General features: G+C 37.9%; 20 protein-coding genes and 1 pseudogene. 9 read left to right on the top strand and 12 right to left on the bottom strand.

Going from position 1 to position 23,741, the window contains the following annotated elements:
• Together HL290_RS00485 and sppA are read right to left on the bottom strand one after the other, a co-directional pair.
• Positions 1 to 810 carry an alpha/beta fold hydrolase gene (locus HL290_RS00485; RefSeq protein WP_198495297.1) on the bottom strand — a complete coding sequence of 270 codons (810 nt, stop codon included), beginning with the start codon at positions 808 to 810 and terminating at the stop codon, positions 1 to 3.
• A 21-nt stretch (positions 811 to 831) separates the two neighbouring features.
• Complete coding sequence (sppA, locus tag HL290_RS00480; RefSeq protein WP_017387852.1) at positions 832 to 1,848, bottom strand: signal peptide peptidase SppA; 1,017 nt, start codon at positions 1,846 to 1,848, stop codon at positions 832 to 834.
• A gap of 157 nt (positions 1,849 to 2,005) precedes the next feature.
• Between sppA and HL290_RS00475 the strand changes: the two genes are divergently transcribed.
• Positions 2,006 to 2,965 (top strand): lysophospholipid acyltransferase family protein, encoded by a 960-nt coding sequence (locus tag HL290_RS00475; protein WP_017391828.1) that lies wholly within the window; start codon positions 2,006 to 2,008, stop codon positions 2,963 to 2,965.
• Here HL290_RS00475 and HL290_RS00470 read toward each other — a convergent pair.
• The 3 genes from HL290_RS00470 to HL290_RS00460 all read right to left on the bottom strand — a co-directional run bounded on the left by HL290_RS00470 (position 2,918) and on the right by HL290_RS00460 (position 7,349).
• The gene (locus tag HL290_RS00470) at positions 2,918 to 5,350 is read right to left on the bottom strand and encodes a DNA internalization-related competence protein ComEC/Rec2 (RefSeq protein ID WP_198495296.1); all 2,433 of its coding nucleotides are present in this window, start codon (positions 5,348 to 5,350) and stop codon (positions 2,918 to 2,920) included. The two genes, HL290_RS00475 and HL290_RS00470, sit on opposite strands and share 48 nt — an antisense overlap.
• Before the next feature lie 84 nt (positions 5,351 to 5,434).
• Positions 5,435 to 6,121, bottom strand: a complete 687-nt coding sequence (locus HL290_RS00465) for an ABC transporter ATP-binding protein (RefSeq protein WP_004643715.1) — start codon at positions 6,119 to 6,121, stop codon at positions 5,435 to 5,437.
• The gene (locus HL290_RS00460; RefSeq protein WP_045429455.1) at positions 6,114 to 7,349 is read right to left on the bottom strand and encodes a lipoprotein-releasing ABC transporter permease subunit; all 1,236 of its coding nucleotides are present in this window, start codon (positions 7,347 to 7,349) and stop codon (positions 6,114 to 6,116) included. Before HL290_RS00460 ends, HL290_RS00465 begins: the two co-directional genes overlap by 8 nt.
• A 149-nt stretch (positions 7,350 to 7,498) precedes the next feature.
• Here HL290_RS00460 and HL290_RS18545 point away from each other — a divergent pair.
• A pseudogene (locus HL290_RS18545) lies at positions 7,499 to 7,579 on the top strand (PilZ domain-containing protein); the annotation flags it as partial.
• A 29-nt stretch (positions 7,580 to 7,608) separates the two neighbouring features.
• Here HL290_RS18545 and HL290_RS00455 read toward each other — a convergent pair.
• Positions 7,609 to 8,517, bottom strand: coding sequence for a DMT family transporter (locus HL290_RS00455; RefSeq protein ID WP_045429452.1), 909 nt, complete (start codon positions 8,515 to 8,517; stop codon positions 7,609 to 7,611).
• A 7-nt stretch (positions 8,518 to 8,524) separates the two neighbouring features.
• The gene (locus HL290_RS00450; protein WP_016801978.1) at positions 8,525 to 9,013 is read right to left on the bottom strand and encodes a YaiI/YqxD family protein; all 489 of its coding nucleotides are present in this window, start codon (positions 9,011 to 9,013) and stop codon (positions 8,525 to 8,527) included.
• 247 nt (positions 9,014 to 9,260) lie between these two features.
• Between HL290_RS00450 and HL290_RS00445 the strand changes: the two genes are divergently transcribed.
• Positions 9,261 to 10,202 (top strand): hypothetical protein, encoded by a 942-nt coding sequence (locus HL290_RS00445; protein WP_198495295.1) that lies wholly within the window; start codon positions 9,261 to 9,263, stop codon positions 10,200 to 10,202.
• A 33-nt stretch (positions 10,203 to 10,235) separates the two neighbouring features.
• The gene (locus HL290_RS00440) at positions 10,236 to 10,382 is read left to right on the top strand and encodes a hypothetical protein (RefSeq protein WP_005038822.1); all 147 of its coding nucleotides are present in this window, start codon (positions 10,236 to 10,238) and stop codon (positions 10,380 to 10,382) included.
• 57 nt (positions 10,383 to 10,439) lie between these two features.
• Here the strand turns inward: HL290_RS00440 and serC are convergent, their stop codons facing one another.
• A complete protein-coding gene (gene serC / locus HL290_RS00435; protein ID WP_198495294.1) occupies positions 10,440 to 11,519 on the bottom strand; it encodes a 3-phosphoserine/phosphohydroxythreonine transaminase in 1,080 nt (359 codons plus the stop codon).
• 388 nt (positions 11,520 to 11,907) lie between these two features.
• On the opposite strand from serC, the gene HL290_RS00430 reads away from it, so the two are divergent.
• The 4 genes from HL290_RS00430 to HL290_RS00415 are packed head-to-tail and all read left to right on the top strand — an operon-like array spanning position 11,908 to position 16,757.
• A complete protein-coding gene (locus HL290_RS00430; RefSeq protein WP_092706589.1) occupies positions 11,908 to 13,395 on the top strand; it encodes a TolC family protein in 1,488 nt (495 codons plus the stop codon).
• A gap of 12 nt (positions 13,396 to 13,407) precedes the next feature.
• Positions 13,408 to 14,529, top strand: a complete 1,122-nt coding sequence (locus HL290_RS00425; protein WP_198495293.1) for an HlyD family secretion protein — start codon at positions 13,408 to 13,410, stop codon at positions 14,527 to 14,529.
• 3 nt (positions 14,530 to 14,532) lie between these two features.
• Complete coding sequence (locus HL290_RS00420; RefSeq protein WP_174704867.1) at positions 14,533 to 15,663, top strand: ABC transporter permease; 1,131 nt, start codon at positions 14,533 to 14,535, stop codon at positions 15,661 to 15,663.
• A complete protein-coding gene (locus HL290_RS00415) occupies positions 15,660 to 16,757 on the top strand; it encodes an ABC transporter permease (protein ID WP_198495292.1) in 1,098 nt (365 codons plus the stop codon). The genes HL290_RS00420 and HL290_RS00415 overlap by 4 nt, the downstream gene beginning before the upstream one ends.
• Positions 16,758 to 16,801: 44 nt before the next feature.
• On the opposite strand, the gene gyrA is transcribed toward HL290_RS00415, so the two are convergent.
• The 4 genes from gyrA to xerA form a co-directional block, all read right to left on the bottom strand.
• Positions 16,802 to 19,516 carry a DNA gyrase subunit A gene (gene gyrA, locus HL290_RS00410; protein ID WP_198495291.1) on the bottom strand — a complete coding sequence of 905 codons (2,715 nt, stop codon included), beginning with the start codon at positions 19,514 to 19,516 and terminating at the stop codon, positions 16,802 to 16,804.
• Between the two features lie 365 nt (positions 19,517 to 19,881).
• Entirely contained in the window at positions 19,882 to 20,814 is a 933-nt protein-coding gene (locus tag HL290_RS00405) for an electron transfer flavoprotein subunit alpha/FixB family protein (RefSeq protein ID WP_127492777.1), read from the bottom strand.
• A 17-nt stretch (positions 20,815 to 20,831) separates the two neighbouring features.
• Positions 20,832 to 21,581: an electron transfer flavoprotein subunit beta/FixA family protein gene (locus tag HL290_RS00400; RefSeq protein WP_003650176.1), complete on the bottom strand. Its 750-nt coding sequence runs from the start codon at positions 21,579 to 21,581 to the stop codon at positions 20,832 to 20,834.
• A 461-nt stretch (positions 21,582 to 22,042) separates the two neighbouring features.
• Positions 22,043 to 22,933, bottom strand: coding sequence for a site-specific tyrosine recombinase/integron integrase (xerA, locus tag HL290_RS00395; protein ID WP_198496368.1), 891 nt, complete (start codon positions 22,931 to 22,933; stop codon positions 22,043 to 22,045).
• 173 nt (positions 22,934 to 23,106) lie between these two features.
• Between xerA and HL290_RS00390 the strand changes: the two genes are divergently transcribed.
• Positions 23,107 to 23,730 (top strand): LysE family translocator, encoded by a 624-nt coding sequence (locus HL290_RS00390; protein ID WP_198495290.1) that lies wholly within the window; start codon positions 23,107 to 23,109, stop codon positions 23,728 to 23,730.
• Positions 23,731 to 23,741: the final 11 nt, after the last annotated feature.

Raw genomic sequence — 23,741 nt, 5'->3', positions numbered from 1 at the left:
TTAATTTGGCTGAGTATGAATCAATTTCTTTATAGAGTTCACTGTATCAATAGGATGTTCTAGAGGGAACATATGTCCCCCTTCAACCACAGTAAACGGGATTCCCATTTTTCGCTTTGCCATTTGAGGAAAGCCTCTTTTTAAGAAATCACTTTTTTTCCCCACCACTAAATGTACGGGCATCTTAGGTTTTGGCATAGGTAGCCACCACCAAGAAGGATTTTTTCGGAAAATTGCAACTTCATCTTCACGAGAAATAGTTAAAGTAACTCCACCGCGGACCGAGTCTTCTTTTAAAGCATAGTCAATGTAAGCTTGAAAACAATCTTCATCAAAATCTTTATAAAAGCCTTTAGGACGCAGTAATTCGGCCGCCTGTTCTCTCGACTCCCAATGTTCACGACGACGTGCAGATAAACCTGCTGGTGTCATCGCATCAACTAATTTAGGACGAAATAGTTTTGCCATGTGAAATGCAAATGAATATCGTCCTAAAATAAGAGGCGGGTCTAACATAATCACTTGAGAAAAGAGTTCAGGACGCTGAAAAGAAGCCATCAAAGTTAAAACTGAACCAAGAGAATGCCCAAGTCCAATGACTTTACGTCCTTTAGCCTGCCGCACAATACTATCAATCACCTGATCAACCAAAGAAGGCCAATGGTTAGTCACAGGATAACGCTTATCAGGACCAATCAGGGGAACATAAATAATGTCATATTCCCCTTTCAACTGGTCAAACAGTTTTTGATACACTTTTGAGGGTACGCCATTCGCATGAGCAAAGTGTATAACTGGTTTCATTGACATACCGCTATCCTAAAACAGATTTTATTGTAATTTTGCGCTTTGACGAGTCTGCACTTCTTGAGCAATAGATTCACTTACCCCTTGCCCTATTTGTGCACCCATACGACCTAAAATTGATTGTAATGGGTTACGCTCAATTGTGTAGTCAACTTTATTATCAAGGTTTAGTTCACGCATCAAGCTCGTAATGTTACCTGAACGGTCAGCAACACCTAACTGGATTGCTTGATCACCAGTCCAGAACAAACCAGAAAAAATAGCTGGATCATTAGATTTCAAACGCTTTCCACGTCCTTCTTTAACTGCGGTAATAAAATGAGTATGAACATTATCAAGAACAGATTGAATGTGCTGCTTTTGCACAGGATCAATCGGTTTTGTCATACTTAAAATGTCTTTATTCGTTCCTGCTGTTAAAGTGCGATCTTCAATACCAAGTTTCTGAGCTAAACCAGTAATCCCATAGTTAGGCATGATGACACCAATTGAGCCCACTAAACTCGATGGATTGACAATAATCTCATCTGCAGCAGAAGCAATATAATATGCACCCGATGCACCCATATCACCAATAACGGCGTAAACCTTCTTATCAGGATGCTGTTTTTTTAAATAACGAATTTCCTGCCAGATTTCATCAGACTGAACTGGAGAACCGCCTGGTGAGTTAATATTAAGTGCAACAGCTTTACTGTTTGATGCCTCAAAAGCACGCTTAAGCGCTTTATTGGTATCTTCACTATTCACAGATTGATTGCTTGAAGCGTCAATAGTTCCAATAATATCTACCACTGCCAGATGAGCACTGCTGCTACTTACAGCAGATCCTTCTTTACTGGTTGAGCAGCCTTTACCCATGAGTACAATAATGAATAACAAATAAATAAAAGTTAATGTTTTAAAGAAGATACCCCAACGGCGACTTCGACGCTGTTCCTCTACAGAGGCAAGTACAGCCTTCTCGAGAATTTGCCATTCTGGTCCATTTTGTTTAGGGATTATAGGTTCATTTTGTGGTTTTGGCGGCCAATCGGACATAAAATTCCAATCCAAATTAATCTAAAATGATGTCATTATATACGTTGATTTGATAAAAACTGTCTAAATAATATGATTTCATTTATAATAATTTTATCTTTTTTTAATTATTGCTTCCTTTTCCCGCGATAGATGACCCAAATTAGATATAAAAAGCATGAACTATTTCCTACTCAAAACTTTTAGCCGCCAGCCAATTAAATTTGGACGTTTTTTTGCTCGTATGTTGGCAGGGTTAATCAATACTTTAAAAATTACTAAAACATCAAAAAGTATAGAACTAAACCTACAAATCGCCCTTCCACATTTAACGCCACAACAGCGAATAGAGATTACACAACAAGCTATTCGTAATGAAATCACCTCATACTTTGAATTTTTAAGTATTTGGGGTTCATCAAATAGTAAGAATATCGAAAGAATTCATCATGTTGAAGGTGAACACTACTATCACGAAGCGCTTGCAGCAAAAAAAGGGCTTGTTATGATCATCCCACATTTTGGCACATGGGAAATCATGAATGCCTGGTGTTCACAGTTCACTTCAATGACAATTTTATACAAGCCTGTAAAAAATGTAGATGCAGACCGTTTTGTTCGAGAAGCACGTAGTCGTGAGCAAGCCAATTTGGTGCCTACCGATGAAACTGGTGTAAGACAAATTTTTAAAGCTTTAAAACAAGGTGAAACCACCGTAATTTTACCTGACCATACCCCCAACATTGGCGGCGATATGATCAATTATTTTGGTGTTCCACTTGCCTCAAGTAATTTAAGTGCCAAGCTCATCCAAAAAACTAAAGCAAAAGCTTTATTTCTTTACGCAATTCGTAACGAAAATGACGGCTTTACGATGCACATTGAACCTATGGATGAGAAGATCTACGAAGGTAGTGCGGATGATGGAACTTATGTCATTCATCAGGCTATTGAACAACTCATCCAGCGTTATCCAGAACACTATCACTGGAGCTATAAACGTTTTAAGGCAAATCCTGCTTTAGATAATATTTATAATATTGATCCAAATGAAGCACTTCAAATTGTAGATAGACTTAAAGCCGAAGCTTCACAAAGTTCTGTGAAGCCAAGTGCGCTCAAAACGTCGAGTGTATAAAATCATTTGATGATTGCGAGATACAAAACTTAATGTTCCTTGCTCAATTGTACTTTTAAAAGGGATATTAAGTGCTTGTATTCTCGCTAAAACCTCTTTGCTTGGATGACCGTATCGGTTATTAAAACCGGCAGAGGCAACAACAAGCTTGGGATTTAAAGTCGCTAAGAAGTCATAGGCAGAACTATGTTTACTACCATGATGACCCAATACCAAAACATCTACTTTTAAATCAGGATATTCTTTTATCAATTGATATTCTGCTTCCCATCCGGCATCCCCCATAATTAAATAGTTTTGATAACCTTTTATCTGTTTTAAATGAATATAAACGACACAAGAGTATTGATTTTGATTTGAAGAAACTAAATTTAAATCATTTTCTTTAGGCCAAAGTATCTCAATATCTAACTGGGGATATTGCCATTTTTGCCCTTGATGACAATAAGTAAATGGTTCTTTAACCTGCTCTTTCCACAACTCATTCGATATGACTTGTTTGATAGGAAAAGCCTGACTGATGGCAGGAAATGCACCACTATGATCTTGGTCAAGATGAGATAACACCACATGATCTAATTGTTTAATACCTTTCTGACGTAAATATGGGATCACTACATTTTGACCAATACTAAAAGCCTTCTCATCATAAGAACCGCCAGTATCAATTAACCATGTCTGCTCTGGATGTTGTAAAAAAATAGATTGGCCTTGGCCTACATCTATAATATTTAATTGAATTTGCTGAGAGGTTTTAGTCGGAATGACTAAGGGTAAACAACATATAAGACCCCAAGATTTAGGTAAAACACCACGAGGTAAAAATAAGATAATAATGGCACAGCTTAAGCATAACAAAGCAAAGGGTGTCAGGCTAAAACCTTGCAATGGTAGAGATAACTTCTCTAAAAAACTAAAACATGTCAGCACTATACTGAGCAAAATATCATTAATCTGAAAGAGTGCATTTCCAATTGAATTAAAAATAAGCCACACACAAGCAGCAAAAATATTCAAAGGAACAATAATTCCTCCTAGCAAAGGAACTGCAATAATATTTGTGAGAGGTGCGACCCATGAAATTTGTTGAAAGAAAATCAGCATTAAAGGACATAGAGCGATAAATATTTTGCTCTGAGATTCAATGAGGGTTTTACTTAAAAGAATTATTCTAGATAGCAAACTCACTGAAACAAGATTTGGAGTCTGTACTATAGTTTGATAAATGCGCAATAAAATAAAGCAAGAACCATAAGATAGCCAAAAACCTGCCGATAAGACACTAAATGGATCGAAAAGCAAAAGTAGACTTGCACTGTAAACCAAGAGCGAAAATGGTTTAACAGGCAGTTTGACGAACAATAAAAAGGCAAATAAAAATACTGAAAGTAAAGTTCTTAAGGCTGGAATTTCAAAGCCTACAAAAGCCGTATAAATCAAAACGCCAAAACATAACGGAATCATTGCTAATATTTGCTTGGGTTGCCACAAATAAAGCTGAGGATAATAACGTCGTACTAATTGATGTAATCCCCAAGATAACAAGATTGCAAAAATGAGGACATGAGGCCCTGAGATGGCCAACAAATGAGAGATTCCTAACTGTTTAAATTGATTTTTAATCTGTTCATTTAAAAGACTTTCATCTCCTGTTAGAAGTGCTAATAACAGTCCTTTGTTCTGTAAGGGAGATTTTTTTAGCATCAATCTAAATTTTAGGCGCAATTTTTCTATATTTAATTGTTGCCTAGTAAAAAACTTTTGTTGCTGTTGTAAATGATTTTGATAACCCAATCGATAAATTTCATCAGAGCTTAAAGGTTCAATATGCTGAACACTGAAACCTGACATTATATTTCGTTGAATGAACCATTGTTCCTGATCAAAAGCACCAGATACTGCGTAACTATGGGCAGGTCTAGTCTTACCCGAAATCCGATAGTAATGGCCTAATTGTAATTTTGGCCCCTCTATCAATGCTTTCTCATTTTCATTTTTTAAATATAATAGCCAATTGACTATATGGGATGACCGCCCTAGAACCTGAGCAAGTTGCTGTGTCTTATTATCTTTTTCTTCACTTATTCGGTCTATATACACAACAATATCTAAAGACTCAGGTTGCATCTCCCGTAGTTGTAGTCTTTCATTTAAGGCATGCTGAGCATACTGATGGCCTATAATAAAAAGGTTTAGACCACAGATTAAATAATAAACTCCTTTTAATATAGGTCGATTTACAACAATATGCCGCTTAAAAATATAAAAAATAAAGCTGATAAAGAGAACAACTTTCCCAATCCATCCATATTGCATTATTAAAGGAAGATCTATTCCCATCAATGCAATACCTACAACCCACCCCACTAAAATAAGCTTTAACATTTAAAATCATATCGTTATCTTTTTAGGGGCAAAATTAAAGCCCAACTGAGTGGGCTTTAACAATGTGATTTAATGACAATTTTTTTAAGAACCGCTCACCCAAAGACCATCTTCCATATGCAAGATTGAATCTGCTGCCTGCGCCAACTGCTCATCATGAGTCACAATGAGCATCGCCATATTGAGTTCTTTCTTAAGATCGGTCAATAATTCAAAAATGCCTAAAGCCGTTTTACGATCTAGGTTTCCGGTTGGTTCATCAGCTAGAACAACTGCAGGTTGAGTGACCAAAGCACGAGCCAAAGCGACACGTTGGCGCTCACCGCCGGAAAGCTCACCTGGCTGATGATCCATACGATGAGATAAACCCACACGGTCTAGTAAATATTCAGCTTGTGCTTTTACCGATTTGTATTGGCTATCTGGGCGAAGCATAAGAGGCATTGCCACATTTTCAAGCGCAGTAAACTCAGGTAACAAATGGTGAAATTGATAAACAAAACCGAGGTATTTGTTACGTTGAAAACCACGCTCGGCTTCACCTAAATTATCAAAACGCTGACCATTTAAAAATACTTGTCCTTGCGTTGGTTGCTCTAGACCGCCTAGCGCATGAAGTAAAGTACTTTTACCTGAACCACTCGCACCAACAATCGAAACAAACTGCCCTGCTTCAACTTGTAAAGAAAGACCTTTAATGACTTCAACCTTAGATTTACCATCATCAAAATGTTTATAGATATCTTTCGCTTCTAAAACAATTTTACTCATAGCGCAGTGCCTCGGCAGGTTGAACTTTGGCAGCACGAAGCGCCGGATAGATAGTCGCCAAGAAGCTTAAAAGTAAAGATACAATCACAATAATCGTCACATCTTGCCATCTTAAATAAGAAGGTAGGTAATGCACAAAGTAAGCATCAAATAGATTTAGGCCCAACACATTGTTAAACCATGAAATGATATCACTAATGGTTAAAGCCAAAATTACACCTAAAACCGTACCTGCAACTGTACCAATCACACCAATCACGGTGCCTTGCACCATAAATATTTTAGTAATCATCGATGGTGACGCCCCTAATGTACGCAAAATGGCAATATCTGATTTTTTATCAGTAACAACCATCACTAAAGACGAAACGATATTAAATGCTGCAACCACAATGATAAGTACAAGTAACAAACCAACTAGTGTTTTTTCCATTTGAATGGCATTAAACAGATTGCCATGCGTATAGGTCCAGTTCGTCGCGTAGAAATTACTTGGTAAACTTTTTACCAAGTCGTCAGCAACTTGTGGAGCGGCAAAAATATCGTCTAGTTTTAAACGGACACCTTGAGCACCATCTGGTAAGCGTAATAGGGTTGACGCATCATAGAGAGCGATATAACCCACCATAGAGTCGACTTCAGCACCTACACTAAAAATACCAACCACTTTAAAGCGTTTGAAACGAGGTACTACACCTGCTGGAGATGGCGTTGCTTCAGGTAAAACCAATGTCACACTGTCGTTTAGACGTAAGCCTAATGAATCGGCCATATCTTTACCAAGGACAATACCAAACTCACCCTTTTTAAGTGAATCTAAGCTACCAGCAACAATATGATTTTGAATAATAGACACATTCTTTTCATATTTTGGGTCAATACCCGTCACCATAATACCAGCGACTTGCCCTTGCGCGGTTAACATACCTTGCAATTGGGTAAAAGGTGCAACCCCAGTTACATGTGGATGATGTTCAACTCGTTTTACCAGTTCAGGCCAATCCGTGAGGATTTGTGTAGATGAAACTGTAGCTTGCGGAACCATTCCCAAAACACGGTTTTTTAGTTCTCGATCGAAACCGTTCATCACAGAAAGTACCGTAATCAGCACAGCGACACCTAGTGTCAAACCGATCATCGAAACCAATGCAATAAAAGAAATAAAATGATTACTGCGTCTTGCGCGAGTATATCTCAACCCTATATACAGTGAGATTGGTTTAAACATACCTTCTAAATCCAAGGTGATTGATGGGAAATAGCAGATGCTCATGTCAAATCGCATCCACATCTACTATTTGACCATATCGTTAGATGCTGTATTAAGGTTTAAAAATCAGTAAGTTCTGATCTTTCCTTAACAATCCTAATATTATATTGCTGCGCTATTTTCTACTACTTAAGTTGGGAGATCAATTTGATCATGCATTTCGCTACGAATTAGAACAATTTAATGAATAAGCTCAACAAATTACCCAAATCTTCTCCTATTTAGACTTAATATGCCGAGCAAAATTTCGATTTGCTTGAATGTCTTTATAGAAATATAAAAAGAGTCCAGACAAGATGATTAAAGCCCCTACAAAAACCATAATCGAAAGTTGTTCATGATTTAAGGCAGCTCCAATCATCATAGCTAACATTGGTGTAATTACTGTGGTTAAAGATAAAGTCGTTGGCTGAATATTTTGTATAAGTTTGAAATAACAAAACATGGCGACTAATGAAGCCATCAGTACCGTATAAATTAAGGCAAATAAAGATTTGGCCTCTGGTAAATGTGTCGGTGCATATTGCCAAATAAATGGAATAAGACAACTTGCCAAAATCGAAGAAACTAAAATAGAGCCTGTTGCCTGAGCCATAGGCTGAATTTGTGCATTAACTTTCTTAACCCAGAAAATTGAAAAAGAATAGACAAAAACACTGATCAGCATAAGAACAATGCCAAATGGATGCACATGCTGATTCGATCCATTCAAGCAAATAATCGCTAAACCACTTACGGCGATAGCCATACCTAACCATTGCAACTTATAAAGTTGCTGACCGAATGCAAAACGGCCAATCAGCCCAGCCATAATCGGAGCTAAACCAAACATAAGCGCAATCATGCCTGAACTTAAATATTGGGTAGCGGCATATGTGAAAATTTGAGAACCAATTAAGCTAAAAGATCCGGCAACGTAACTATGAATTGCTTGTCGATGAATTGGAAAAGGTGTTCTTAAAATCAGTAATATGGTCACGGCCAAAGGCAATGCAATAAAAAAGCGTAACAACAATGCCCACATAAGATGTAAATCGGACACACTCCAAACAATGGCTAATGGAGTTGTTGCCCATATAAACACTAACAAGGCATAGGTTAAAGCCAAATTGGTTTGCGATGGCATGCGATGCTCACTTAGCTGTTTTACGTTTTTGCTTTAAAATTGTTTGATCTAATGCACTCGAAAATTCACGCTTATCCCGCTCTGAAATAGGTGGCGGTCCACCAGTTTGCACACCCGCGCCACGAAGCGTATCCATGAAATCACGTAGATGTAACCGCGCTTTAACATTAGCGGTTGTATAAACCTCACCTCGGGGGTGAATAGCAACGCCACCCTTTTCAATGACTTGAGCCGCTAGTGGAATATCTTGCGTAATGACAATGTCATTTTCAATCATACGATCAACTATTTCTTTATCGGCCTGATCTGCACCACTTAAAACCTGTATTGACTTGATGCGGACAGAAGGCGTAATCCCAACATTTTGATTAGCAACAAAGATGACTTCTAACTGATAACGATCTGATGCGCGCAAAATCACTTCACGTAATATTCTTGGTAAAGCATCTGCATCTACCCATAGCTTAAATGGCAGCAAGTTATTCTCTATTTCCATTAAAAATATAAGTCTAACAGATGCTTTTCTAAGGTGAATAGTAATAAACATTAAACTTATTTTTAATTTAGTGTTTAAGTTTTTTTAAGAGCCAGATCTACCTTTTATTTTATAATTAGCAGCAATATCTATCTTTCAATGACTAAATATGTGCTTTTACAAGAGAATTTACATATGGTGACTTGAAAAATAGCAAACACCCTCGATTTAATATAACAAGTAATGTGAACCCAACAGCATCATGCTTATGAAAAATCAAAACAGTCCAGAAGTTATTAAAGTAAATGACCAAAATTTTGGTAGTCATGGCGAACATTGGAATCTATTGACGTCCCATCCCGAAACAGATGTACCAAAATGGTTAGGACTAGCACTTGATGCACCCGTAATGCCAATGGGCTTATGCGAACATGAAGAAGAGATGGATCAGTCTTTTTGGTTGATTCAAGGCCCACAAGACCAAAAAGTTACAATCAACCAGATTATTGCGGTTGAAAATCAGAAACCTCGCGCACTCAAAACAGCCTTTCCAAGTTTTGAAAGTCCATATCAATATAATGCGAAAATTGAACGTATCATTACTTGTGACTCTGCAACACAAGCTGTTTTAAGTTTAAAACTAAATAAAGATACAACGGTTTATGCATTTGATAATTTATTTAGCGTTAACGCTTGTCAATATGACAAAACTAAAGACTATCAAGTTCAATTTAATGCATGGGCTTATGAATTAGAACCTGTTCCAGCAGGTGAAAAAATTGTTGTTGATGACCCAGCCTCAATTAAACATCACCGTGCATTAAATGCGATTTTGACTGAACATAATGGTATTGCTCCTGAAAATTTACAGGAGCTTATTAATGAATGGCAACCAAAAACTCAAGAAGATCAAGAACCTGTAACCGTTGATTTTTCAAAAATGGTTGCTTATTTATATGGTGAAACTCTTGGTCAAGAAGATGAAGCATGGTTCCAAGGTAATATTGTTGGCAAAACTTCAATGACATTTATGGGGGCAGAATATACCCTTTATGATGTTACTTTGGTTTTAGAAGATGATCTTCCTGCCATATTAGTGCGCATTGCAACCAAAAACGATTTGTATAAAAACTTTAATATTGGCGAATATATTCGCGGTAATATCTGGATTCAGGCGACTATTTGTGCTAAAAAGGGTGAAACTAATTGAATTTCACTAATATTTTAATAATTAGGTTATTGAATGAAGATTATACCCGAACAAACTACCAGCCTCATTCAATCTAGTAGCCTGCGCGTAAAGGTCGATACTGGTGCGTTTTGCTTTTTTGTATTGGGTATGTTTTTAGCTGCCATATTCATGCACCAGTTTGGTTTAGTTCCTTTTTAGTTTATAAAATTTATTCAAAAATAAAGCCCTCATTTGAGGGCTTTATTTTTGATTTACTTAACCATTACGCTTTGCAAAATCATCCATAAAGTTGATTAAAGCCTGTACACCTTCTAAAGGCACTGCGTTGTAAATACTTGCACGCATACCACCGACAGAGCGATGTCCAGCTAAGTTTAATAAATGGTTTGCTTCTGCTTCTTTTAAGAATTGCTTTTCTAAAGCTTCATCTGCCAAGGTAAACGGTACATTCATAATTGAACGGTTTGGAATTGCAATCGGGTTATTGTAGAAATCGCTTGAATCGATATAACCATATAATAACTGAGCTTTTGCAAGGTTAATTTTATGGATAGCATCTACCCCCCCCTGCTCTAGCAACCACTCAAATACCAAACCAGACAAGTACCAAGCGTAAGTCGATGGTGTATTAACCATAGAACCATTTTTCGCTTGGTCACCATATTTCAAGATGCTTGGAATTTCTGGTTTAGCTTGATCAAGTAAATCATCACGAATAATGACAATTGTTAAACCAGCAGGACCAATATTTTTTTGTGCGCCAGCATAGATCAAACCAAACTTGGTCACATCTAATGGAGCAGATAAAATACTTGATGAATAGTCACAAACGAGTGGCGCTTTTACATCAGGAATTCCGGCAAACTGTAAGCCACCAATCGTTTCATTATCTGCATAATGTACATAGGCTGCGTCGTCAGATAAATTCCATTCGCTTTGTTCAGAAATTGCGAACTTACCATCTACTTTAATACCAGCGTCTACAACATTAATGTCGCCATAACGTTTTGCTTCTTTCAACGCTTTTTCAGACCAGATGCCAGTATCAATATAATCAGCTTTACTATTCTTACCCAAAAGGTTTAAAGGAATCGCAGAAAATTGTAATGACGCACCGCCTTGTAAAAACAGTACTTTATAGTTTTCAGGAATATTCATTAACTTGCGTAAATCTGCTTCAGCTTTTTCAGCCATAGCAACATAGTCAGCACTACGATGACTCATTTCCATGATGGATAGACCTTTACCATGCCAATCCAACATTTCTTGTTGAGCTTTTTCTAAAACGGCAGTAGGTAATGCAGCAGGACCAGCACAGAAATTGTACGCGCGCATGATTTTTCCCTTGTATAAAGTCAAACACAATAAAAATGGCATTTAACCACAGATTGCTTAAGCTTGCAGCAGCTTCTCAAGTAAATATTTCAATGCTGGACTGTATTTAGGTTTATTTTTTCAATTATTGTTCTATTTATTTCTTTGCTTTGACTTCCAATTTTATCGATTTAAAACATTTTTTATTCAATCAAGATCAGCTTGACTTGTGATTATGATTTCACATACTTTGATAGGGATTACAAATATATAGGCTTCGTCATATTCAATAATTAAAGGGAGGTTAAAACTACAAGGTTTTTATACAAATGTATAAGAAACAAGATGATAATTGAATTTAATAACAAGAAATTTAAACTATAAGGGATGCCAGAAATTGTTATTTAAAATGCCAGTACATCGATATAGACAGTCTATTTGCCCCTTTTTCTTTAAACCCAAGCATCTTGCTTTGGCCTTAGGACTTTTTTTCACAAATCATTTATACGCTCAAAGCTTAAGCTATGCTGAAGCGGAACAACAAGCTTTGAAAAGTTCTTATAGCACTCAAGCTAATCAAGCTTTGCAGCAAGCGTCTCAACTAGAAGCTGAAGCAGTGAAAGGACTCGGATTACCTCGAGTTGATTTAAATGTTAGAGCATATGCTTTTCATAGCGAAACAGATGTACCCCTCGCCTCTTTTAAACAAAAGCTTGAGAATGATTTAAGTCAGGGGTTCAACGACAAACTTTCACAGTGGAACAATGTCATTCCATCGGATGTTCTTGGACAAGTTCAAGAAGGTGCAAATCAAACCATTCATGATGGTATAAATCGCTTTCCCGACTATGCGAATCTGACTATAGAAGATCAGGTTGTACGCCCTTCTATTTCGGTCGTTATGCCCCTATATACAGGTGGTTTAACCAGCAGTGCAAAAAAAATAGCCAACATTCAAGCACAGCGTTCTGAACTTTCAAGTCAACAGCAACAAGATGTACAGCGGTTTGAAGTTGTACAAAGTTATTTTAATGTTCAATTACAGCAGCAACTGGTAGCAAGTAGTTTATTCAACTTTAATGCCATGCAAAAACATTACAGCAATGCCCTAAAGCTCGAACAACAAGGGTTTATTAGTAAAGGGCAACGCATGCAGTTTGAAGTGGCTCGTAATAATGCGGAACGTACTTTACAAAGTACTCAAGCCAACTTAAATGCCAGTCGCTTTAGCCTTAATAATCTTCTACATCAACAAAATAATGTAGATTTAAGTACGCCCTTATTTGTAAATAACACTCCAAGCCAGTCTCTAGAATCACTTTTAACCAGTTATTCGCAAAAATCTAGCCTTGTACAAAAAATGCAGATGGATACACAACTGGCTAATGTAAATATTCAAGCTCAACAAGCCGCAAAAAAACCAAGTCTTTTTGCATTTGGTGAATATGCCCTTGATGAAAATGAAAACTGGATTGTAGGTGTAATGGCAAAATACAACCTATTCTCTGGTGTAGATAAAAATAAGAATATCCATGCCGCCGAACTAAAGCGTTATGCCTCTGAACTTATGACCGAACGTACTAAACAAGAAATTGAGGCACTTCTGAATAAGTCATATAACGAACTCAACTCTGCTCAGCAAAGCCATCAACTCTTACAAAGAAACGTAAATGCCGCTCAAGAAAACTTACGTATTCAAGAGCTTTCTTTCCGTGAAGGAATGGGTACAGCAACACAAGTGATTGATGCACAAAATGCTTTAAGTGCTTTAAAAACTGAAATGGCTTTAAATGCATATAAATATGTCATGTCACTCGCGACTCTATTGCAAAGCCATGGTTCAATTGATCAATTTAAAGCTTATGTCAATCAACCACATACCGACTATATCCGTTAATAGGAGTATAAAATGAATCAAGAATCATCTCATTCAGAGCAGGATTCTCTTGCTGCGGATACGGTAGAAACTAACCAATCTCAAAAAAACGATCAAGCGAGTGACACCCCTGAATCAAACATAAATAACGGTGACTCTCAACCACCTAAAAACTCTAAGCTTAAACTGATTATTGGTTTAGTAATTATTGCCCTATTAGGTTTAATTATTTTTGGTTTGTGGAAAAGTTATCAGCCAAAGCCTATTGAACTACAAGGTCGGGTTGAAGCCGAAACTATTCACGTGAGTACGAAAGTTCCAAGTCGTATTGAAGAAATTTATGTACAAGAAGGCCAGAAAATTTCCAAAGGCCAGCCACTTGTTCGCTTGGTTAGCCCAGAAATAGAAGCTAAAAAGCAACAAGCCTTGGCAGCTTTACAATCAGCTTTAGCATTTCAATCTACGGTAGACCGCGGTTCTCAGCAAGAAAATATCAATACTCTCTATGCCAACTGGCAAAGCACCAAAGCACAAGCAAACCTTGCAAAAACCACTTACCAACGTGGTGAAAATTTATATAGACAAGGTGTTATTTCACGCCAAAGACGAGATGAGATGCTAGCGGCTCAAACTTCTGCCCAAGAATTAAGTGAAGCCTCTTATCAACAATATGCTCGTGCAAAACGTGGCAGTACGAGTCAACAAAAATCTACAGCAGATGCACAGGTTGAAATTGCAAAAGCAGCTGTAGGCGAAGCAAAAGCACTAGAAGCAGAGACACGTTTATTCTCTCCTATTTCGGGTACAATTTCAAAAACTTACGGGAAGCCTTCCGAGTTAGTCGCTATGGGTGTACCTGTTGTCAGCATTTTAGAAGATGATGATTTATGGGTCAGCTTAAACGTGGGTGAAAATCAATATGCTTCTGTTTATAAAAATAAAACCCTTGAAGGTTTTATTCCTGCACTGAATCAAAATGTGACTTTTAAAATTAAGAATATTGATGCTGAAGGTGAATTTGCCACTATAAAAACGACTCGCCAAACTGGAGGCTATGATATTCGTAGCTTTAAACTTCATCTTGTACCTGAAAAACCAGTGCAAGATTTAAAAGTGGGTATGAGCGTTTTATTTAAAATTAAAGAAGAAAAATAACTTATGTTTGCCAGTATATTACGCGAACTAAACTATCTAAAAAGCAATAAATGGGATTTGTGCATGGTGACACTTATCCCTGCTTTTATCATTTTTTTGTTTAGCAGCATGTTTTACGCAGGTAAAGCTGAACACTTACCGATTGCGATTATTGACCAGGACCAAAGTGAACTCAGCCGCAATATTGAAAAGTATCTTTCGTTGAATCATACGGTAGATATTAAAACGATTACGGCAAGCCCTACTGAAGCGGAACAATTACTTAACGAAACTAAAATCTGGGGTTATGTTTTCATTCCGGACGGTGCTGAAAAGCGTTTTGTGAAAGCGCAAGATGCTCAAATCAGCATTGCTTTTAACCAGTCTTTCTTTAGCGTAGGAAATACGATTTCTTCAGCAATGCTGGTAAGTACCCTCAATGCTTTAGCAGACTATGCAGGCCAAAGTTATCTTGCAAATAATATTCCCTATTTAGATGTACCTACAGCTCATGTAAAAGTATCAACGCTTTACAACCCGAGCATGAGCTATGAGTTTTATTTAGAGCCATTTATGGTTCCTGCCGTATTGCATCTGTTGCTATGCTGCTGTGTTGCTTTTGCAATTGGACAAGAACTAAAACGTAATACCCTCACTCAATGGGTAAACCGAGAAAATTTTATTCAAGGCTTATTGGCTAAAAATTTGCTCTATAGCCTTATTTTTTGTGTATGGACATGGCTATGGATGTTTTGGCTAGTTGAAATCCGTGGCTGGTTCGTAGCGGGTTCCTTAAGTTTATTGCTGGTCGCACAGTTCTTACTTTATTTTGCCTATGCTCTGATTAGCAGTACGGTCATTCTTGCCACTAAAAATTTAAGTAAAACTTTTGGCTTTATTGCCGTCTATGGTGGCTCATCTTTAAGTTTTGCAGGCGTTACTCTGCCTTTAAATAATGCACCGATTTTCACTAAATTTTGGTCACTCATTATTCCCTATACACCTTATGCCAAGCTGCAAACCGAACAATGGGTGATTGGTAGCCCACTTTTCATTTCAATGATTCCCTTTTTAATACTTCTGGGTTACTGCCTTATTTACTTCTTTTTAAGCTCTCTGCTGCTTAAAAAATTAATTCGGGGAGCAACTCCATGAAAGAGTTTTTAAAGGCTTATGGGCAAACATTTAAAGATATTGTTAGTAATAGCTCGGTTTTCACAACTCTGATTTTATCGGTCATTCTTTATAGCTTTTTTTATCCTACCGCCTATAAAGCTGAACGTGCAGAATCAATTCCAATCGTAATAGTTGATGAAGAACAAAGCCTATTAACCTCTCAATTAATCGGCCAAAGTGCGAATAGTCCACATGTTCATATTGTTACCGTTACAAGTAATTTCTTACAAGCTGAACAAATGGTTCGTGAACAAAAGGCCGATGGTATTTTACTTTTACCAAGCAACTTAACACAAAGCTTACGCCGAGGAGAAACAGGTGGGATTGGCTTATATCTGAGCACAACCAACTTTTTAAAAACTAAAGAAATTGGTTTAGGTTTAGCCACATCCATTGAAGCCACATTAAAAGAATATATTGAAAGATTTGGAGAGCGCACACATTTCCAACCGGCCCTTTCTATTCATCAAGTCCCGTTATTTAACCCGCTTTCAGGATATGGAAGTTATATTTTTCCAGCTGTTGCAGGTTTAATTATCCATCAAACGATTGTGTTAGGTTTAGCAATGCTAATCGCAAGCTACCGTGAACAACACCAAAAAATTACAGGTGTTCGCTTCGCGGGAATTTTCGCAAGTATATTTACCATTGGCTGTTTAGGATGTTTTTATCTTTTCGGTTTTACCTTGTGGTTCAATGACTATCCACACGGTGGGAACTTTACTGGCTTGCTAGTCGCCGTTCCTATTTTTATTAGTTGTGTGATTGGATTAGGCATGCTGATTGGCTCACTTTTAGATATGCCAGAACGTGCTGGACATATGATTGTGTTTAGCTCTGTTCCCCTATTCTTACTGACAGGCGCTGCATGGCCTCATCAAGCAATGCCTGAGTGGTTACAATGGTTTGCATGGTGTTTACCATCAACACATGGGGTACAAATGTTTGTGCAACTTAACCAGATGGGTGTTCTTTTAGCCACGGTTACACCAAAACTGATTTTTCTTGCGACAGCCGGATTAATATTAGTGTGCTTAGCTTATTATCGACTTGTTAAAAAATCTTCTTCATAAAATAAAAAAGGAAGCTTACGCTTCCTTTTTTATTTAATTTCTACTTACTCTTCTGATGCATCGTCATTCGTAGATACTGCATCTTCGGTATCTAATTCTGAAGTATCAACCTCTCCTTCGAGAAACTCTTCTTCATCTTCAACCGCTTCAATAGACACAACACCCACCAAGGTTTCTTCTTCGCTTAAACGAATTAGACGTACACCTTGTGCATTACGACCAGTCATTGCAACTTCTGCCGCGCGAGTACGAACTAATGTACCACCATCAGAAATAAGCAACAGTTCTTTGCTTTCATCAATAGATACCGCACCCACAAGCTCACCATTACGTTCACTTGTCTTAATTGCAATAACACCCTTACCACCACGTTTTTTGGTTGGGAAGTCATTTACAGGAGTACGTTTACCATAACCATTGGCACTCGCACACAGCACTTCACCCGTTTCAGGAACAACAACAAGTGATACGATGCGACTTACTACACTTAACTCTGCTGAATCTTCATTATCATCAGATTCATCATTTTCAATTTCTGCATCTTCTTCACTTAAAGTGTTGCTTGCAATGCTAACGCGCATACCACGGACGCCTTTAGCAGTACGACCCATTGAACGCACATCAGTTTCAGCAAAACGAATTGCCTTACCTTCATTTGAGAACAACATGATTTGCTGATTACCATCAGTAATCGCAACACCAATTAAGGTATCCTCTTCATTAAGTTCAATTGCACGTAAGCCATTTGAACGAATGTTAGAGAACTGCTCTAAATCAACACGTTTAACTGTACCTGAAGCTGTTGCCATAAATACGTAATGGTTTTCCAGGAACTCTGTTAACGGCAAGATCGCAGTTACTGTTTCGTTCGCATCTAAAGGTAACAAGTTTATAATCGGGCGGCCTTTTGCACCACGTGATGCTTGAGGCACTTCAAATACGCGAAGGCGATATACTTTACCTACGTTAGTAAAGCACAGCACAGTCGCATGGTTTGAAGCTACAATGAGATGTTGAATAAAGTCATCACTCTTCATTGAAGTTGCAGACTTACCACGTCCACCACGGCGCTGAGCCTGATAGTCAGAAAGCGGTTGAGTTTTTGCGTAGCCTGTTTGTGAAACCGTTAATACAACTTGTTCTTCTGGAATTAAATCTTCACGACTAAAATCAATACGCGATTCAATAATTTCTGTACGACGTCCATCACCATACTGTTGTAATACTTGTGCTAGCTCTTCACGAATCACAGCCATCAATAAATTGAAATCATTAAGAATTGCAGTAAGTTCAGCAATTTGACCTAAAATTTCAGTATATTCAGCATGTAATTTATCTTGCTCAAGACCCGTTAAACGATGTAAACGCAATTCTAAAATTGCACCTACTTGCGTTGGTGATAAACGGTAAATTGATTCAGTTAAACCAAATGGACGATCTGGGTTTTCACCTTCGATTTCATCTGGGCGAACAGAAATAGCACCAGCATTTTCAAGTAAAGAAACAACACCACCGCCAGCCCACTCACCTGCTAGTAAACGCTCACGCGCTTCAGCTGGGTTAGCAGAAGTTTTAATGGTTTCGATAATTTCATCAATATTGGCTAAGGCAACGGTTAAGCCTTCCAAGATATGACCACGTTCACGTGCTTTACGCAATTCGAACATGGTACGGCGTGTCACTACTTCTTGGCGGTGACGAATAAATGCCGCAATAATATCTTTCAGATTCATCAATTTTGGTTGTCCATTGTCAAGACAAACCATGTTGATGCTGAATGAGTTTTCAAGCTGTGTATTTAAGAATAAGTTATTTACAATGACTTCTGCGTTTTCACCACGTTTCAAGTCAATCGCAATACGCATACCGTCTTTATCAGACTCATCACGAAGCTCTGAAATACCTTCAAGTTTTTTCTCTTTAACTAACTCGGCAATACGCTCAATAACTCTTGCTTTGTTAACTTGATATGGAATTTCAGTAAAGACGATGGTTATACGACCTGTCTTTTCATCTTCTTCGAAATGGTATTTACCACGAATGTGTAGTCGGCCTTTACCTGTACGGTAAGCATCAACAATACCTGATTTACCGTAAATAATACCGCCTGTAGGGAAATCAGGACCAGTAATATATTCCATCAATCCTTCAATCGAGATATTCGGATTGTCGGCATAGGCTAAACATGCATTCACAACTTCTGTCATGTTGTGTGGTGCCATGTTTGTTGCCATACCAACAGCAATACCGGCAGCACCATTAATTAGCAAGTTTGGAACACGTGTCGGAACCACCTGAGGAATACGCTCAGATCCGTCGTAGTTATCTTCCCAGTCAACAGTGTCTTTTTCTAGATCTGCAAGAAGTTCGTGCGCTAACTTTGTCATACGGACTTCGGTATAACGCATTGCAGCTGCGCTATCGCCATCAATCGAACCGAAGTTACCCTGACCATCTACCAATAAATAACGTAAGCTAAAGTCCTGAGCCATACGTACAATGGTTTCATAAACAGCTGAGTCACCATGAGGGTGATATTTACCGATTACGTCCCCAACAACACGTGCAGATTTCTTGTAGGCTTTGTTATAGTCATTGCCCAATTCGTGCATGGCAAATAGCACACGACGGTGAACAGGTTTTAGACCGTCTCTCACATCCGGCAATGCACGAGATACGATTACACTCATCGCGTAATCTAAATATGAATGCTTGAGTTCATCCTCAATGGCAATCGGTCGGATTTCCGATACGCTCATGCATACTCCTTCTTACAGATAGAAATTTCCATCTGCTTATATGTCTTGATCTTGCAAAAAATTTAGTTCCGAAAACTGAACTAAAGTCGAAAAAAATATAGCTGTATAGTATAGCACAAAAGCGCTTTGGAATGTACGGAATCTACATGGTCAATCTGGTGATATTTGTATAATTTAATTACATATTATTCTTATCATATCGCTGTAATGAACATAGGTTCACCTTAATAAAACTATGTGATTTTTATTCTATAAAAATCAAACCTAAAATGAGATAACAAATCCAATTTATTCTTTAAAATCCATCCCTACAATAAAAAAACCCTTAGTAAAAACTAAGGGTTTTTGACTTTAACCAGTAAAGATTAAAGTTTAGATACCAACTCTGGTACCACAGTGTTCAAATCACCAACTAACCAGTAGTCAGCAACACCGTTGATTGGCGCTTCTTCGTCTTTGTTGATTGCAACAATAACTTTAGAATCTTTCATACCAGCTAAATGCTGGATCGCACCAGAAATACCTACAGCAACATAAAGGTCAGGTGCAACGATCTTACCAGTTTGTCCAACCTGGAAGTCGTTAGGTACAAAACCTGCATCAACTGCCGCACGTGAAGCACCTTGTGCTGCACCAAGCTTGTCAGCTAATGGATCAAGTACTTTATGGTAGTTCTCACCAGAACCTACACCACGACCACCAGAAACAACAATGCGAGCAGCTGTCAATTCAGGACGGTCAAGTTTCACGATTTCTTCAGATACAAAATTAGAAATACCTGCATCTTTCGCTTCACTTACTGCTTCAACGGTAGCAGAACCACCTTCAGCAGCTACTGGATCAAATGCTGTACCACGAACTGTACCAACAATGATTGCTTCGTCAGATTGAACAGTAGCAATCGCGTTACCTGCATAGATCGGACGCTTGAATGTGTTAGCAGATTCAACAGAAATAATATCTGTGATCATGCTTACATCAAGAAGAGCAGCAACACGTGGAAGAATGTTCTTACCAGTCGTTGTAGAAGCAGCTAATACGTATTTGTAACCTTTAGCCAAATCAGCAACTAAAGCAGCTACGTTTTCAGCTAACTGGTTTGCATAAGCTGCGTTGTCAGCAAGTAAAACCTTGCTTACACCAGCAACTTTAGCAGCAGCATCAGCAACTGCCTGAGCACCAGAACCAGCAACTAATACAGTAATATCACCACCGATTTTTTGTGCTGCAGCAACAACATTTAAAGTAGCACCGTTAAGTACTTGGTTGTTGTGGTCAGCGATAACTAAAATACTCATGATTTTATCCTTCCGTATTAGATCACTTTCGCTTCATTTTTCAATTTTTCAACAAGCTCATCTACAGATTTCACTTGTACGCCAGCTTTACGTTCTGCTGGAGCTTCAACTTTAACAGTTTTAAGCTTAGTACCAGCTGTAACGCCATAATCAGCAGGAGATTTAGTATCAAGTGGCTTCTTACGAGCTTTCATGATGTTAGGCAAAGCTGCATAACGTGGCTCATTCAAGCGCAAGTCAGTTGTAATGATCGCAGGAAGTGCCAGTTCAACAGTTTGTAAACCACCGTCAACTTCACGAGTTACTTGTACTTTGCCGCCATCAACTTTCACTTCAGAAGCGAATGTACCTTGACCCGCACCTAATAATGCGCCAAGCATTTGACCTACTTGGTTAGAGTCATCATCAATTGCTTGTTTACCAAGAAGGATAAGTTCTGGTTTTTCAGCATCAACAACACCTTTTAAAATTTTAGCAACTTCTAAAGCGCCAATTTCATCAGTGGTTTCAACCAAAATACCGCGGTCTGCACCCAAAGCCATTGCAGAACGGATTTGTTCTTGAGCTTCTTTAGGACCAACAGAAACAACAACGATTTCTGATACTGTTCCTTTTTCTTTTAAGCGAACCGCTTCTTCCACTGCGATTTCACAAAATGGGTTAATTGACATTTTAACGTTAGTAAGGTCAACCCCACTATTGTCCGGCTTAACACGAACTTTGACGTTGGCATCAACCACGCGTTTTACAGCAACAAGAGCCTTCATGTAATCCTCGGCTGTTCTAGCAAAAGTAAATGTTGAGAAAAGTATATTAACTCTTCAATTAAAATTTTTTAGGTACCCTATCTTGCAATGTGTTTGGCATTTCGGTCAAGTCACAATTTTCCAGAACAGCACAAAAAAAATGAAACCATCAGTTCATAAAAAAAATATTGTGCCTTATTAGGTGCTATTTCATTCTTTTTACACTCTATTTTATATATTGATTTTTATTATCTTTTTATCTTATTTAGCTTATTAGCCAGAAACATAAGATCACCTTTAAATAATCGAGATTAGATGTTTTTGACTCAGGGGTACTGACAAAATGTCCAAAGATCAAAATGGTCAATTTGACTATTTTCCCTATTTCTCTTAAACAAATTTCTAAAAAAATACAAATGATGTCTACATTCGTATAAGACTTGCCATTTTAGTCAACTTTATTATTAAGATAGTTTTTAAATCTATTCGTTCTTTTGCGCTCTTGGATGAGCTCGATCATAGACTTGCGCCAAATGATCAAAATCAATATGCGTATAAATTTGTGTCGTAGATAAATTGCTATGACCTAACATTTCTTGAACTGAGCGTAAATCACCACTACTTGATAACATGTGGCTAGCAAAACAATGCCGCAATAAGTGAGGATGCAAATCTACATTCACACCTGCTCTTTGTGCTTGAAGCTTTACACGCTTTTCGATTTGTCGTGGGGTTAACACGCCACCTCTTTGAGAAATAAAAACAAAAGCATTTTGATCAAAATGGCCTTTCCAGATTTTGTAAATTTTTAGCCAATTCAATAGGCTTTCTTTCGCCTTTTTTCCAAACGGTACAATACGGGTTTTATTTCCTTTACCTGTAATACGGACCAGTTGCCGATTAAAATCTATATCTTTAATTGTTAAACCTTGCAGCTCAGCCAGACGCAAACCACTTGAGTAAAGTAATTCCAACATGGCTTTATCACGTAACCATAGTTGCTGATCAACCGGTTTCTCAGGCATAGGTTGATCTAAAATTTGATTAACCGTTTCTATGTCGATCATACCAGGCAAAGGTCTAGACTGACGTTTGAGCTTAAAATCATCAGTAGGGTTAATTTCTAGATATTTTCCTTGTTCTGCCCATTTCATGAACTGGCGAATTGAAGTGAGATGACGCTGCATACTGCTTGAACTTAACTGGTCCTGCTCAACACGCTGGGCCAAATATTCACGTAAATCTGAAGCTTCAACATTTCTTAAATCAATTTGTTTGAGATCACAAAACTCAAGAAAGCTTTTAACATCTCTTTCATAAGCAGTAATCGTGTGCTCAGACTGGTTCTGAATTTTTCTTTCTTTTAACCACATTGAGAGCAGTTGTAATGCAAAATTCAAATTGCTCTCCATTTATTTGCTCATTTTATTTTTTTCAGTGTACCAAAAAGTAGTTGATCAGGAAAATTGTGTTCGTCAACATAACAACTAACTACCTTATATGTGTATTACACTTTAGCTCAAGTATTTGTCGGAACCTTGCTGCCATGACCACCATACTCATTCCTTACTTAATTGCGATTACCTTACTTACGCTTACGCCAGGTCTGGATACGACTTTAATTATTCGTACTGCTACACTTGAAGGTAAATCCAAAGCATTCCAAGCAGCAGTAGGCATTAGCCTTGGCTGTATTGCATGGGGAATTGTGGTTGCTTGCGGTCTGGGTGCTTTGCTCATGGCTTCTGATTTAGCTTTTAATATATTGAAATGGATGGGGGCCGCTTATCTTGCATGGCTGGGTTTGAATATGATTTTAAAACCGCGTAGTCAACTTGCAGATATGCAAGGGAGTAATTCAAATATGACTACTTCGCAGAATTGGTTCATTAAAGGTTTCTTGGGTAACTTACTTAATCCCAAAGTTGGCATTTTTTATATTTCATTTCTTCCCCAATTTATTCCACCGCAAGCATCGGCTGTCACTTGGGTCATGGGGCTTGTGATGATTCACGTGGTGATTGGAATGTTATGGTCAACTCTATTAATTTTGGCCATGCAACCACTGTCACGTTATCTAAAGCAACCTAAATTTGTGAAATATATGGACCGTATTACAGGCAGTATTTTTGTGTTGTTTGCTTTGAAATTGGCTTTGAGCAAAAAGTAAATCTAAAAAGC

Source organism: Acinetobacter sp. AC1-2 (assembly GCF_016124155.1).
Taxonomy (GTDB): domain Bacteria; phylum Pseudomonadota; class Gammaproteobacteria; order Pseudomonadales; family Moraxellaceae; genus Acinetobacter; species Acinetobacter calcoaceticus.
The sequence above is the reverse complement of the archived record's forward strand: the minus strand, read 5'-3'. Positions and strand labels throughout refer to the sequence as shown.

Coding starts and splice junctions, on each gene's coding strand:
- serC (WP_198495294.1), bottom strand. CDS start 11,519: ATGCGCGCGTACAATTTCTGTGCTGGTCCTGCTGCATTACCTACTGCC.
- HL290_RS00420 (WP_174704867.1), top strand. CDS start 14,533: ATGTTTGCCAGTATATTACGCGAACTAAACTATCTAAAAAGCAATAAA.
- HL290_RS00425 (WP_198495293.1), top strand. CDS start 13,408: ATGAATCAAGAATCATCTCATTCAGAGCAGGATTCTCTTGCTGCGGAT.
- HL290_RS00400 (WP_003650176.1), bottom strand. CDS start 21,581: ATGAAGGCTCTTGTTGCTGTAAAACGCGTGGTTGATGCCAACGTCAAA.
- HL290_RS00450 (WP_016801978.1), bottom strand. CDS start 9,013: ATGGAAATAGAGAATAACTTGCTGCCATTTAAGCTATGGGTAGATGCA.
- HL290_RS00455 (WP_045429452.1), bottom strand. CDS start 8,517: ATGCCATCGCAAACCAATTTGGCTTTAACCTATGCCTTGTTAGTGTTT.
- HL290_RS00460 (WP_045429455.1), bottom strand. CDS start 7,349: ATGTTTAAACCAATCTCACTGTATATAGGGTTGAGATATACTCGCGCA.
- HL290_RS00445 (WP_198495295.1), top strand. CDS start 9,261: ATGAAAAATCAAAACAGTCCAGAAGTTATTAAAGTAAATGACCAAAAT.
- HL290_RS00485 (WP_198495297.1), bottom strand. CDS start 810: ATGTCAATGAAACCAGTTATACACTTTGCTCATGCGAATGGCGTACCC.
- HL290_RS00390 (WP_198495290.1), top strand. CDS start 23,107: ATGACCACCATACTCATTCCTTACTTAATTGCGATTACCTTACTTACG.
- gyrA (WP_198495291.1), bottom strand. CDS start 19,516: ATGAGCGTATCGGAAATCCGACCGATTGCCATTGAGGATGAACTCAAG.
- HL290_RS00415 (WP_198495292.1), top strand. CDS start 15,660: ATGAAAGAGTTTTTAAAGGCTTATGGGCAAACATTTAAAGATATTGTT.
- xerA (WP_198496368.1), bottom strand. CDS start 22,933: ATGTGGTTAAAAGAAAGAAAAATTCAGAACCAGTCTGAGCACACGATT.
- HL290_RS00465 (WP_004643715.1), bottom strand. CDS start 6,121: ATGAGTAAAATTGTTTTAGAAGCGAAAGATATCTATAAACATTTTGAT.
- HL290_RS00470 (WP_198495296.1), bottom strand. CDS start 5,350: ATGTTAAAGCTTATTTTAGTGGGGTGGGTTGTAGGTATTGCATTGATG.
- HL290_RS00405 (WP_127492777.1), bottom strand. CDS start 20,814: ATGAGTATTTTAGTTATCGCTGACCACAACAACCAAGTACTTAACGGT.
- sppA (WP_017387852.1), bottom strand. CDS start 1,848: ATGTCCGATTGGCCGCCAAAACCACAAAATGAACCTATAATCCCTAAA.
- HL290_RS00440 (WP_005038822.1), top strand. CDS start 10,236: ATGAAGATTATACCCGAACAAACTACCAGCCTCATTCAATCTAGTAGC.
- HL290_RS00475 (WP_017391828.1), top strand. CDS start 2,006: ATGAACTATTTCCTACTCAAAACTTTTAGCCGCCAGCCAATTAAATTT.
- HL290_RS00430 (WP_092706589.1), top strand. CDS start 11,908: ATGCCAGTACATCGATATAGACAGTCTATTTGCCCCTTTTTCTTTAAA.